Below are 12,700 nucleotides of genomic sequence, written 5' to 3' on the forward strand. Positions count from 1 at the left end.
TATGCAACGAGGGATAGTTTGGGTCGTTGACGACGATAGCTCCATCCGCTGGGTCCTTGAGCGCGCGTTAACCGGAGCCGGATTAAGCTGCACCACCTTTGAGAGTGGCAATGAGGTGCTGGACGCGCTGGCGACCAAAACCCCGGACGTGTTGCTGTCGGACATTCGTATGCCCGGCATGGACGGTCTTGCCCTGTTAAAGCAGATTAAGCAGCGCCACCCGATGCTGCCGGTCATCATCATGACCGCGCATTCTGATTTAGACGCAGCCGTTAGCGCCTATCAGCAAGGGGCTTTCGATTATCTGCCAAAACCGTTTGATATCGACGAGGCGGTAGCGCTGGTTGAACGCGCGATCAGCCACTATCAGGAACAGCAGCAGCCGCGAAATGCGCCGGATAACGGGCCAACGACCGACATCATCGGCGAAGCCCCGGCGATGCAGGACGTGTTTCGTATTATTGGCCGTCTGTCGCGCTCCTCCATCAGCGTACTGATTAACGGCGAATCCGGGACCGGTAAAGAGCTTGTGGCGCACGCGCTGCACCGCCACAGCCCGCGGGTTAAATCGCCGTTTATCGCGCTCAATATGGCGGCTATTCCCAAAGATTTAATCGAGTCAGAGCTGTTCGGGCATGAAAAAGGGGCTTTCACCGGCGCCAACCAGATTCGCCAGGGGCGCTTCGAACAGGCTGACGGCGGCACGCTGTTTCTCGACGAAATAGGTGATATGCCGCTGGACGTTCAAACTCGTTTGCTGCGCGTGCTGGCAGACGGACAGTTTTACCGCGTGGGCGGCTACGCGGCGGTAAAAGTGGATGTCCGCATCATTGCGGCAACCCACCAGAACCTTGAGCAGCGGGTACAGGAAGGCAAGTTTCGTGAGGACTTGTTCCACCGTCTGAACGTCATCCGCGTGCACCTGCCTCCGCTTCGCGAGCGTCGGGAAGATATTCCGCGTCTGGCACGCCATTTCCTGCAAGTGGCCGCGCGCGAACTGGGCGTGGAAGCAAAGCTGCTGCATCCGGAAACGGAAAACGCCTTAACGCGTCTCGCCTGGCCCGGCAACGTGCGCCAATTGGAAAACACCTGTCGCTGGTTGACGGTCATGGCAGCGGGTCAGGAAGTGCTTATTCAGGATCTCCCGAGCGAGCTGTTTGAAACGACAGTGACCGAAAGCGGCGGGGTCACGCAGACTAACCCGGACAGCTGGGCCATGCTGTTGGCACAGTGGGCGGAACGAGCGTTGCGCTCCGGCCATCAGGATCTGCTTTCCGAGGCTCAGCCGGAAATGGAACGCACGCTGCTAACCACTGCGCTGAGACATACTCAGGGGCATAAACAAGAAGCAGCTCGCCTGCTGGGATGGGGCCGAAACACGCTGACTCGTAAGCTAAAAGAGTTGGGTATGGAGTAACGTTCGGCCATTTTGTAAAGAAGCAAATCAGCCCGCAAATTGCTGCTATTTTGTACTTTACTGCCGCGCCGGGTTAAGTATGATCGGGCGCGTTCAGGCAGGAGAGTCAGTTATGTTGGAATCCGTAATTCATATGGTCACGCGCGGCGCCGAAGCTGGTGCAGCCGCTGGCCATTCGCCACAGACGGCAGTAGCCGCAGTGATGTGCGCGTTACTGGTGAGCTTCTTTAGCTAAAAGAGAAGGCGGGGAAACCCCGCCTTTTTTATATCACTCTGGAAAACTGCTGCAGGCGCGCCTTTTGCCTCAGGTAGGCATCAAAGCACATGCAAATGTTGCGAATCAGCAGGCGTCCCTTGCCGGTCACCTGAATCCCCTGCTCACTGACCTCCACCAGCCCATCTTTCGCCAGCGGCGCCAGCAGGCCTAAGTCCTCGGCAAAGTAATCCGCAAACGTCAGCGACCATACCTGCTCAATGTCGGCGAAGTTAAGCTGGAAGTTGCAGATCAGCGCCTTGATAACATCGCGGCGAATGCAATCGTCCCGCGTGAGCGCCAGGCCACGCCACAGCGCATTGCCCTGCTCATCCACCTGCTGATAATAGCGCTTTAGCTCTTTCTGGTTCTGCGCGTAACAGTCGCCAATCATGCTAATTGCCGACACGCCAAGCCCCAGCAGATCGGTATCCCCTTGAGTGGTATACCCCTGGAAATTACGGTGTAGTTTGCCTTCCCGCTGGGCAATCGCCAGTTCATCGTCCGGGCGGGCAAAGTGATCCATCCCGATAAACTGGTAACCAGACCCCGTCAGCGAGTCGATGGTTTCCTGCAGGATATCCAGCTTCTGCTGCGCGCTCGGTAAATCAGCGTCTTTAATCTTGCGCTGGGCGGCGAATAGCGTCGGCAGGTGCGCATAGTTGAAAACGCTAAGGCGATGCGGGCTTAGCTCGGCTACGCGCTTGAGCGTGAAGGCAAAGCTTTCCGGCGTTTGCTTTGGCAGGCCGTAAATCAGGTCAATGTTGGTGGAAGTAAACCCCAGTGCCCGCGCACGCTCGATCAGCGCGAAGATAAACGCTTCGTCCTGCTCGCGGTTGACGAGGCGCTGCACTTCTTTATTGAAGTCCTGAACGCCCATACTAAGGCGGGTAAAGCCTTCCTGCCGAAGATGGTCGAGCACATCCAGTTCAATTTCACGCGGGTCAACTTCAATAGACAGTTCCGCGTCATCATTAAAATGGAAATTGCCACGCAACAGCGCCATCAGGCGGCTTATTTGCGCTTTGCTCAGATAAGTTGGCGTCCCGCCGCCCCAGTGCAGCTGGCTAACCTGCCGGCCCGCAAACAGCGGCGCACGGTGGATGATTTCCTGCTCCAGAGCATCGAGATACTGGTCGGCCTTGTGCTGCTGGCGGGTCACAATTTTATTGCAGCCACAGAAATAGCAAAGCTTGTGGCAGAACGGGATATGCACATAAAGCGACAGCGGCCGCTCCGGGTAACGGGCAACCGCCTGCAAAAATGCCGGTTCGCCAAAGGCTTCAGAAAATTCCAGTGCGGTTGGATAAGAGGTGTAACGCGGCCCTGAATAATTATATTTCTGGATCAGAGCCAGATCCCAGTCGATTAACTGCTCAGACATACTCACTCCTTGCGGTGTTGTCGCCGGCGCCGACGAGGCGAAGCTGGCCCGCTCATTCCACGAGCCATAACCCTTCGCCGCAGCGAATTCTGCAGCCGCGATAGCCGCCGTAGTTTAACGAATAACCACAGCAGATAACACACCAGCGGAATAACCATAATAAGAACAGGTAATCCCATAGGAGTAAACGTCAGTTACCGCCCTTCAGCAGACGCATCAAATCATCCGCTTTTTCTTCTTCTTCCTCTTCATCGTCTTCCCAGGCGATGCCGAGCTGTTCCATTAGTGCATCGATGCGATCGAGCTTCGCATCCACCCAGGACTGCTCTTCCTTGCTAAGGGTTTCGCCTGCTTCCAGACGCTCCAGCAGCCCATCCAGGCGCTCATCGTTTTCCAGCATATCCAGCTCAGCCTGTGGTGTTAGCATAGGTTTCTCGCTCTTCGGTTTGTGCTGTTTAGCGACCGGTGCTGCATCGGTTACGCCCAGTTGAATAGGTTTTTTACTGCCAATGCGAGGGTCTTTCGCCTGACCCGATGATTTGCCGCCTTTCGCCTGATTGCCACCATTCGCGCGGCTCCCCGCTGCGTGGCCGCTGTGTTTTTTCTGGCGCTTACGCTCACGCGCTTCCTGGTCAAGCTCTTCGCGTGATTTACGGCGTGCTTTTGCCGGTTTTTTACCTTGTGGTGCCGAGTTTGGTTGCTTCATGATAAGTCGTCTTAAGCCATTTTATTCAGTATAGAATTGCGGCGGAATCTAGCAGAAAGCAAGCAAAGAAAAAAGGCGACAGGTTAACCCGTCGCCTTTTTCTTATTCTGGCCCCCGTAAAGGAGCAAATATTCCATGTTAGCTTGAGACAACCCTGTCCTTCCTTCGCCGACACACTCACTTTACCGCTACGCTTGTTATTAACAAGGTGGCCGCCCACGTTCATGGCTTCCCCCACAATGAAATAATCAGTTAATTATTTGAAAATAAAGCACTCTTGAATAAATCGTTGCCAATATTCACCGGGATATCTGCCATTTACCATAGCAAATGACTTACAAAATCAATCCACTTCGCTGTAAGCCTTCTGCTTCTGGCGAGAAACACGGCGTTTTCTGCTCGTTCAGGTATAATCCCCGGCAAATGATTACCTGACGGAGACAACCGTTTTGAAAAACTGGAACTATCAACTGACTAAGTTCGTGCTCAGCGCACCGGACATTCGCCATCTGCCTTCTGATACCGGTATTGAGGTTGCTTTCGCAGGCCGCTCTAACGCGGGGAAATCCAGCTCGCTGAACACGCTGACCAATCAGAAAAGCCTGGCGCGTACCAGTAAAACCCCTGGCCGTACGCAGCTCATCAACCTGTTTGAAGTTGCCGAAGGCAAACGCCTGGTAGATTTACCTGGCTACGGCTATGCCGAAGTCCCGGAAGAGGTGAAACACAAATGGCAGCGCGCGCTGGGGGAATACCTGCAAAAGCGTAACAGTCTGAAAGGCCTGGTCGTGCTGATGGATATCCGTCATCCACTGAAAGATCTCGATCAGCAGATGATTGAGTGGGCAGTAGCCAGCAATATCGAAGTCATGCTGCTGCTGACCAAAGCCGATAAGCTCGCATCAGGCGCGCGTAAAGCACAGCTGAATATGGTGCGTGAAGCGATTCTGGCGTTTGGCGGAAATATCGAGGTCGAGGCGTTCTCTTCCCTGAAGAAAACCGGCGTTGATAAACTGCGCCTGAAGCTGGATAGCTGGTACAACGATCTTCCGCCGGCGGTGGAAGAGGAAGCGGCTGAAGAGTAATTCGTCCCTTCAAGGATCGTCTGCTCACTCTCAGTTCACAACGCGGCCCTGGCCGCGTTTTCCTTTTCTTTCGCGCAATAAAAAACGCCCCAGTCATTTCTGACTGGGGCGGCTAAATATTCAGCCAAATCCGATTACGTGAAGTAAAAGGTCTGAAAGATAGAACATCTTACCTCTGTACCCTACGCGAATAACTTTACTCCTTTTTAATCGCTCAAAAAAGCATTTTTTGTAGTTTTTTTTCACTTTTTGCATCACATTCTTGAATCATCATCACAAAAAGCTATGACTTATGTTGCTTAGTTACAAAAACATGACCTGAGCAATTGTCGATTAATGCGCCTCATCCCAGTTTTTGCCACTGCCGACTTCCACCAGCAACGGCACGTCGAGCTTCATGCTGCTTTCCATCAGCTCATGCACCTTTTTAGACACCGCTTCCACGTCGTCTTTGTGCACTTCGAACACCAGTTCATCGTGCACCTGCATGATCATTTTTACACGTGGCTTGTCTGTCTCCAGCCAGCCGTCGACTGCAATCATCGCGCGCTTGATAATATCGGCGGCAGTACCCTGCATAGGGGCGTTAATCGCAGCACGTTCCGCGCCGGCGCGGCGAGCACCGTTGCTGGAGTTGATATCCGGCAGATAGAGACGGCGGCCATCCAGCGTCTCAACATAACCCTGATCTTTCGCCTGAGCACGCGTACGCTCCATATACTCCAGCACACCCGGATAACGCTCGAAGTAGAGATCCATATACTTCTGGGACTCTTTCCGCGGAATATTGAGCTGGCGGGAAAGGCCAAAGGCGCTCATGCCGTAGATCAGACCAAAGTTAATTGCCTTCGCACTGCGACGCTGTTCGCCGGTGACGCTTTCTAGCGGCAGACCAAACACTTCCGCAGCGGTGGCGCGGTGGATATCTTTGCCTTCGGCAAAGGCGCTTAACAGGCCTTTATCGCGGGAGAGGTGGGCCATGATACGCAGTTCAATTTGCGAGTAGTCCGCAGAAAGAATCACGTAGTACTCAGGCGCAATAAAGGCCTGACGAATACGGCGCCCTTCTTCGTTGCGAACAGGAATGTTCTGCAGGTTAGGATCGGTAGAAGATAAGCGCCCGGTGGCCGTAACTGCCTGGTGATAAGATGTATGCACGCGCCCGGTTATCGGGCTAATCATCAGCGGTAGCTTGTCGGTATAGGTGGATTTCAGCTTCGCAAGGCCACGGTATTCCAGGATCACTTTCGGCAGCGGATAGTCCAGCGCCAGCTCTTCAAGCACCTCTTCGGACGTAGAAGGCGCTCCGCCCGGCGTTTTCTTCAGCGGCTTAATGCCCTGCTTTTCAAAGAGAATGGTTTGCAGCTGCTTTGTAGAAGAGAGATTAAATTCTTCTCCGGCGATTTCATGAGCTTTGCGTTCAAGCTCGGCCAGGCGCTTAGTCAGCTCACCAGAATGCGCGTGCAAAATAGCCGGATCGATTTTCACGCCGTTGCGTTCAATGCGCGAAATTACCGGCACCAGCGGCATTTCAACGTTTTTAAAGATGCTTAATGGGCCTGCAACCTTCTCAAGTTTCGGCCACATCTTCAGGTGCAGCTGCAGGGTGACATCCGCATCTTCTGCCGCATAGCGCCCGGCAGTTTCCAAATCGATCTGGTTAAAGGTCAGCTGTTTTTTGCCTTTGCCGGCAATCTCTTCAAACGAGATGGTTTGGTGCTTCAGCCAGCGATCGGCCAGGCTGTCCATATCATGGCGGCCTGCGACGCTGTCCAGCGTGTAGGATTCCAGCATGGTGTCAAAAGCGATACCCCGCAGTTCAATGCCATAGTTCTGCATGATGCCACGGTCGTATTTCAGGTTTTGCCCGACTTTCAGCGCCTTCTCATCTTCCAGCAGCGGCTTAAGTAGTTCCAGCGCACGTTCGCGAGAAATTTGCTCCGGCGCATCGAGATAGTCATGCGCAACGGGGATATAGCAGGCCACACCCGGTTCTGTCGCAAAGGAAAGCCCGACCAGATTGGCACTGACGTTGTCCAGGCTGTCGGTCTCGGTATCAAACGCAAACAGCGGCGCTTTTTTCAGCCGCTCAATCCATTCAAGCAGTACGCGCTCGTCCAGGATAGTGACGTAGTTGTCATAAGAGAGCTGGCTGGCTGGCACTTCAGGTTCGGCTTCAACCTCACCGGCTTTCTGCGGTTGTGCGGCCGGCTTAGCCCCTTTGGCCTGCATCCATTTCCCGGCCTCTACGTCGGTTATCCAGCGTTTGAATTCATACTGCTTGAAGAGTGTCAGCAGTTCGTCTGCCGCCGGCTGCTGGACTTCAAGCTGCTCGCAGCCCAGTTCCAGCTCAACGTCGGTCTTAATGGTGGCGAGCTTATAGGAGAGGTAGGCCAGCTCTTTGCTTTGCTCCAGCTTAGCGGCCATCGTTTTCGCGCCACGGAAGGTGAGTTCGGCAATTTTTTCAGGATTGGCGTAAAGCGTATCCAGCCCACCCAGCCCCTGAAGCAGCGCCTGAGCCGTTTTTTCACCCACGCCCGGTACGCCAGGGATGTTGTCCGAAGAGTCACCCATCAGCGCCAGGAAGTCGATAATCAGCTCCGGAGGTACGCCGTATTTGGTCAGTACCTCTTCCGGCCCAAGGATGGTATTGGTCATGGTGTTAATCAGCGTCACGCCCGGCGTCACCAACTGCGCCATGTCTTTATCACCGGTACTGATCAATACCGGGCGGCCGGCTTTTTCAGCCTCCAGCGCCAGCGTACCGATAACATCATCAGCTTCAACACCTGAGACGGCCAGTAAAGGCAGGCCCATCGCTTTAACCATCGCATGCAGCGGCTCAATCTGCGCTCTGAGATCGTCCGGCATTGGGGGACGGTGCGATTTATAGTCCTCAAACAGCTCATCACGGAACGTTTTGCCTTTGGCATCAAACACTACGGCAGCGTGCGTCGGCTGGTATTGCAAAATCAGGCTACGCAGCATGTTCAGCACACCGTACATCGCCCCTGTTGGCTCGCCACGGCTGTTCGTCAACGGTGGGAAGGCATGATATGCCCGATAAAGATAGGAAGAGCCATCAACGAGGATAAGCGGGTTGTCTGCGATCTGGACCATAATGTTCCGTTCCATGCCTGTGATTAATGTATTGCTAAAGGATGCCATAGCCTGGCCAAAAACATGAACTATTGGGCGCAATATGCTGAAAAGAATTCCAGGATTGGGGGATCCTGTGTGAGATCGTTTTTGTGGATAACTTTGTGTATATTTTTTTAACTAACTAATTTCACGGCATTATTTTTATTGATCCTTTATTAAATACATTTTAATTTCAGTAAGTTAAATGAATGTGAGTTTAGCCTTACTGAATTAACCAACGATCGTTTGATGTGGATATATACTCAGGCGAGTAAGAAAAACGGGCCACTGTTCTCCCCATAAATGCGAACGGTGAAAATCCTGTTCATTTGGCGAGTCGCCATTATCGGTTTTCTGGTAAGATCCGCCCCTTATTGCCGCTAATATCAGCATTCCATACACCCTAACCAGCAAAAACATTACCTATGTCGAGATTACTCGCCGCGATCACATTGGTGTTAAGCATTGCACTGACTATTCTGGTCACGGTTGCCTGCTCTGTTCCTATCATTTTAGCCGGGATCGTTAAGCTGATGCTGCCCGTTCCGTCTATCTGGCGCTCGATCTCGGTATTCGCTGATTTCATGATGTACTGCTGGTGCGAAGGGCTCGCATTGCTGCTGCGCCTCAATCCTTATTTGAAATGGGATGTCGAGGGATTAGAAGGCCTGAATAAAAAGAACTGGTATCTGTTAATCAGCAACCATCAGAGCTGGGCAGATATCGTGATCCTTTGCGTGTTATTCCGCAAACATATCCCCATGAACAAGTATTTTCTTAAGCAGCAGCTTGCCTGGGTTCCTTTTATGGGGCTGGCCTGCTGGGCGCTGGATATGCCGTTTATGAAACGTTATTCAAGAGCTTATTTGCTGCGTCATCCTGAACGCAGGGGTAAAGATGTCGAAACGACCCGTCGTTCATGCATGAAGTTTCGTGCTCACCCCACCACTATTGTGAATTTCGTTGAGGGCTCGCGCTTCACTGCTGAGAAAAAGAAGCAGACCCGTTCACCGTTTAACTACCTGTTACCGCCGAAAGCGGCAGGTATAGCGATGGCGATGAATGTGCTGGGCAAACAGTTTGATAAGATGCTGAACGTTACGCTGTGTTACCCGGACAATAGTCTTCTGCCGTTCTACGATATGCTTTCAGGCAAAATGACAAAAATCGTTGTGCGGGTTTCTTTGGTGCCGATTACCGAAGAGCTTCACGGAGATTATGTTAACGATAAGAGCTTTAAGCGCCGTTTTCAGCTCTGGCTGAATATGCTGTGGAGCGAGAAAGATAAGCAGCTGGAAACGCTACTCTCTGGGGATAAAAAAGCCGGTCAATGACCGGCTTTTTTAAGCTTATTTCTTCTCAACCAGGTATTTCACGGTGTCAGCATACTGCTGCACGAAGATATCCATGCTGCTGGTGTCCATGCCCTGCATATTCAGCTGATATTTGCCGTTAACGTACATAGCCGGGACGCCCTGCAGCTGGAGATCGGCTGCCGCTTTTTCTTGCTGAGCAACCAGAGATTTCACCACAAAGCTGTTCCAGGCCGCATCGTACTCTTCCGGTTTCACGCCCGCATCGATGAACACTTTGCGGATGTCGGCATCATTCTGCACGGTTTGAGTTTTCTGAACGGCTTCAAACATTGGGGAGGTGATTTTATCTTCTACGCCCAGCGCCATAGCAACAGCCCAGGCTTGAGTCAGATCTTTACCTAATGGGCCAAGGAACTCAACGTGATACTTGGTCATTTTGGTGCCTTCAGGCAGTTTTTTCTTCACGTTATCAGACACATGAAGAACCTGTTCAAACTGGTAGCAGTGTGGGCAGTAGAATGAGAAAAACTCTAATACCTGTGGTTCACCAGCCACCGGTTTATCCAGGGTGATGTACTGCTTACCGTCGGTAAACTGTGCCGCAGAGGCGCTAAATGCCAGGATCATGCCTGCCAGCGCCAGCCAAATCTTCTTCATAATCAACTCTCTCCTGAATTTTACTGATTAATACATTGGCGTTAATTGTAATGGAGGTTCTCGTAGAACCCGGACCTGCTCTGTAAAGCTTACAGTCTGTCTTCTCCAGAAATCTTCTTCACTAAACCACGGGAAATTTCGGGGGAATGCGGGGTCATCCCAGCGTCGCATTAGCCACGCGAGATAATAGACGATGCGCATAGCGCGCAACGGTTCAATCAGGGTTAGCTCGCTGGTATCAAATGACGAAAACTCTTCGTAAGCTTCAATAATGGTTTCTAACTGCATCCGCTGTTCGGCTTTATCTCCATTAAGCAGCATCCAGATATCCTGCACCGCTGGGCCATTACGAGCATCATCAAGGTCAACAAACAGCGGTCCGTCGCGCCAGAGGATATTGCCAGGATGGCAATCGCCGTGCAGGCGCAGTGGTTCAAAATCAGTGTGCCAGGTGCGTTTAACTTCCTCTATCAACGCATCCGTTGCAGTCAGAAAATCTTTCTTAAGAGCGCGGGGAATGAGCTCGCTATTTTCAAATAGCTCGCGCGGCTGGAAGAGATATTCATCCAGACCAAAGGTTGGACGATGCTGAAAGAGCTGCTGACGACCCGTTTGATGAATGCGGCCAAGATAGCGGCCCACCCATTCCATCTGGTCGATGTTATCAGTTTCATATTGCCGCCCTCCCAGGCTTGGGAACACGGCAAACATAAAGCCCTGATGCTGCAGTAGAGTGTTTCCAGCAAAACAAAGAGGTGCAGCCATAGGCACTTCATCGGCCAGCAGTTCCAGCGCAAAGTGATGTTCTTCTTCAATTTGCGCCGCGGACCAGCGATGTGGGCGATAAAACTTGACCACAAAACGCTGGCGTTCTTCATCCTGGAATTGATAAACGCGGTTTTCAAAACTGTTTAACGGCGTCAGTCCCGAATCCACCCGAATGCCTTGTTCAAAAAGAGCATCGAGGATTGTATCCGGATGTAGGGTCTGGAAATTAAATGCGTTGTCTGTCATCCCGGCAACCGGAAGTAAATACGAATGCTTCAGGATAACATTTCAAAACCGCTTAAGTGTTTCGACTTACAAGCTTTTACTCTTTTATTCCTTAATGACACCGCGAGCGCGCAGCAGTGCCGTTTTGAAGTCTTCTTCATAATCTTTTTTAAGGCCAGGGATCGCATCATCTTTTGCAGAATCACGCATTTTCAGGTGATAGATCAGTACATCGTCAGTGAGCTCAGCCAGTTCACCGCGATAGCCTGACTCAGCGGCCAATTTCTGCAAGAATTGTATCAGGTTCAGATCTGGCTCTTTTTGCCATGCAGGCTGAAGCAGCTCAAGAAGTTCGTTAAGGCGCTTACATTTCATGTTGGTGTCCCTTATCACATGTGAAAGACAACACGTTAGCAGGCTCAAACCCACATTAAAAGAGGCGATATTCGTGCAGCGATTAACAGAAGTCACCGGCGTTGTGCTAGCCGGTGGCAGGGGAAGCAGAATGGGCGGCAATGATAAGGGATTAGCCCTGCTTAACGGCCAGCCACTTTTCCAGCACGTCCTCAATGTATTAAAACCACAGGTAGGCGATGTTGTCATCAGTGCCAACAGAAACCTTGAGATCTATCAGCAAAGCGGGATTTCGGTTATTCAGGACTCAATGAGTGGTTACCAGGGACCATTGGCCGGTATGTTAGCCGTAATGGAACAAACTGAAAGTGAGTGGCTGCTATTCTGCCCTTGCGATACACCCAATATTCCTGCCGATGTGGCACGCAGGCTTTGGCAAGCGCGTGGGAGCGCGTTGGCAATATGGGCAAATGATGGGCTACGGGATCACCCCGGCGTAGCTTTGCTTCATCATTCGCTTTGTTTGCCATTGAGAGAATATCTGCTCGCTGGCGAAAGGCGAGTGATGCATTTCTTACTGAGCGCAGGAGGGCATTCAGTCTCTTTTGATGGCCAGGCTGCTTGTTTTACCAATATAAATACTCTCGATGAGCTTTCACAATGGCAGAAAAAAGGATAACGCCGCCTTTACTGGCTATTTCAGCCTGGAGCGGAACAGGAAAAACCACATTACTGAAGCAGCTGATCCCACTGCTATTGGATAAAGGCATCAGGCCCGGACTCATTAAGCACACGCATCATGATATGGATGTGGACAAACCCGGGAAGGATAGCTATGAACTCCGTAAAGCTGGCGCCGCGCAGACCATTGTCGCCAGCCAGAAGCGCTGGGCACTAATGACTGAAACCCCCGAAGAGCCTAATCTGGATTTACATTATCTCGCCTCAAGAATGGATAACCGCAAACTGGATTTAATTCTGGTCGAAGGTTTCAAACACGAAGCCGTGGCTAAGATTCTTTTATTCAGGCAGGAAACTGGCCATAAAGCTGAAGCATTAGAGATCGATCGGCATGTCATGGCTATAGCCAGCGATGTGCCGCTCACCGCTTCTGTCCCTGTATTGGATCTTAATAATGCAGAGGAGATTGCTGATTTTATCTATGAATGGGTAGAACTGCAGTAATACGGAGAAAATATGCGGCTTATGGTCTGTTTTAATCTTTAAAAAGCAAAAAACCCCGGCCTTTCGGTCGGGGTTAATGCTGATTTGATGCCTGGCAGTTCCCTACTCTCGCATGGGGAGACCCCACACTACCATCGGCGCTACGGCGTTTCACTTCTGAGTTCGGCATGGGGTCAGGTGGGACCACCGCGCTACGGCCGCCAGGCAAA

At 51.8% G+C, this 12,700-nt stretch carries 13 protein-coding genes and 1 rRNA gene; 6 read left to right on the forward strand and 8 right to left on the reverse strand.

The features are described from left to right. The first annotated feature begins 1 nt into the window (after window position 1). Both glnG and F3J26_RS21090 read left to right on the forward strand, forming a co-directional pair. Window positions 2-1,417, forward strand: a complete 1,416-nt coding sequence (gene glnG / locus F3J26_RS21085; protein ID WP_008457391.1) for a nitrogen regulation protein NR(I) — start codon at window positions 2-4, stop codon at window positions 1,415-1,417. 112 nt (window positions 1,418-1,529) lie between these two features. Next, entirely contained in the window at window positions 1,530-1,652 is a 123-nt protein-coding gene (locus F3J26_RS21090; RefSeq protein ID WP_008457389.1) for a YshB family small membrane protein, read from the forward strand. Window positions 1,653-1,680: 28 nt separating this feature from the next. Here the strand turns inward: F3J26_RS21090 and hemN are convergent, their stop codons facing one another. Together hemN and yihI are read right to left on the reverse strand one after the other, a co-directional pair. Next, the gene (hemN, locus tag F3J26_RS21095; RefSeq protein WP_008457387.1) at window positions 1,681-3,054 is read right to left on the reverse strand and encodes an oxygen-independent coproporphyrinogen III oxidase; all 1,374 of its coding nucleotides are present in this window, start codon (window positions 3,052-3,054) and stop codon (window positions 1,681-1,683) included. Window positions 3,055-3,244: 190 nt separating this feature from the next. Next, window positions 3,245-3,760 carry a Der GTPase-activating protein YihI gene (gene yihI / locus F3J26_RS21100; RefSeq protein WP_008457385.1) on the reverse strand — a complete coding sequence of 172 codons (516 nt, stop codon included), beginning with the start codon at window positions 3,758-3,760 and terminating at the stop codon, window positions 3,245-3,247. 449 nt (window positions 3,761-4,209) lie between these two features. On the opposite strand from yihI, the gene yihA reads away from it, so the two are divergent. Further along, window positions 4,210-4,845 carry a ribosome biogenesis GTP-binding protein YihA/YsxC gene (gene yihA, locus F3J26_RS21105; protein ID WP_008457383.1) on the forward strand — a complete coding sequence of 212 codons (636 nt, stop codon included), beginning with the start codon at window positions 4,210-4,212 and terminating at the stop codon, window positions 4,843-4,845. Between the two features lie 120 nt (window positions 4,846-4,965). Here the strand turns inward: yihA and spfP are convergent, their stop codons facing one another. Together spfP and polA are read right to left on the reverse strand one after the other, a co-directional pair. Continuing rightward, window positions 4,966-5,013, reverse strand: coding sequence for a small protein SpfP (gene spfP / locus F3J26_RS22885; RefSeq protein WP_071892919.1), 48 nt, complete (start codon window positions 5,011-5,013; stop codon window positions 4,966-4,968). Between the two features lie 165 nt (window positions 5,014-5,178). Then, the gene (polA, locus tag F3J26_RS21110; protein WP_166995821.1) at window positions 5,179-7,965 is read right to left on the reverse strand and encodes a DNA polymerase I; all 2,787 of its coding nucleotides are present in this window, start codon (window positions 7,963-7,965) and stop codon (window positions 5,179-5,181) included. 446 nt (window positions 7,966-8,411) lie between these two features. Here polA and yihG point away from each other — a divergent pair, with 446 nt between their 5' ends. Further along, a complete protein-coding gene (gene yihG, locus F3J26_RS21115) occupies window positions 8,412-9,320 on the forward strand; it encodes a 1-acylglycerol-3-phosphate O-acyltransferase, YihG family (RefSeq protein WP_166879432.1) in 909 nt (302 codons plus the stop codon). A 15-nt stretch (window positions 9,321-9,335) separates the two neighbouring features. Here the strand turns inward: yihG and dsbA are convergent, their stop codons facing one another. The 3 genes from dsbA to F3J26_RS21130 form a co-directional block, all read right to left on the reverse strand. Further along, the gene (gene dsbA, locus F3J26_RS21120; RefSeq protein WP_166995823.1) at window positions 9,336-9,959 is read right to left on the reverse strand and encodes a thiol:disulfide interchange protein DsbA; all 624 of its coding nucleotides are present in this window, start codon (window positions 9,957-9,959) and stop codon (window positions 9,336-9,338) included. A 27-nt stretch (window positions 9,960-9,986) separates the two neighbouring features. Beyond that, window positions 9,987-10,973, reverse strand: coding sequence for a serine/threonine protein kinase (locus F3J26_RS21125; protein ID WP_166995825.1), 987 nt, complete (start codon window positions 10,971-10,973; stop codon window positions 9,987-9,989). A gap of 84 nt (window positions 10,974-11,057) precedes the next feature. Further along, window positions 11,058-11,327, reverse strand: a complete 270-nt coding sequence (locus F3J26_RS21130) for a YihD family protein (RefSeq protein WP_008457378.1) — start codon at window positions 11,325-11,327, stop codon at window positions 11,058-11,060. On the opposite strand from F3J26_RS21130, the gene mobA reads away from it, so the two are divergent. Both mobA and mobB read left to right on the forward strand, forming a co-directional pair. Continuing rightward, window positions 11,326-11,985: a molybdenum cofactor guanylyltransferase MobA gene (gene mobA / locus F3J26_RS21135; RefSeq protein WP_205246588.1), complete on the forward strand. Its 660-nt coding sequence runs from the start codon at window positions 11,326-11,328 to the stop codon at window positions 11,983-11,985. The genes F3J26_RS21130 and mobA overlap by 2 nt on opposite strands. Continuing rightward, a complete protein-coding gene (gene mobB, locus F3J26_RS21140) occupies window positions 11,967-12,491 on the forward strand; it encodes a molybdopterin-guanine dinucleotide biosynthesis protein MobB (RefSeq protein WP_166995827.1) in 525 nt (174 codons plus the stop codon). Before mobA ends, mobB begins: the two co-directional genes overlap by 19 nt. Before the next feature lie 89 nt (window positions 12,492-12,580). Here the strand turns inward: mobB and rrf are convergent. Beyond that, window positions 12,581-12,696 (reverse strand): 5S ribosomal RNA (gene rrf / locus F3J26_RS21145). Window positions 12,697-12,700: the final 4 nt, after the last annotated feature.

Source organism: Enterobacter sp. Ap-867 (assembly GCF_011752855.1).
Classification (GTDB): Bacteria; Pseudomonadota; Gammaproteobacteria; order Enterobacterales; family Enterobacteriaceae; genus Cedecea.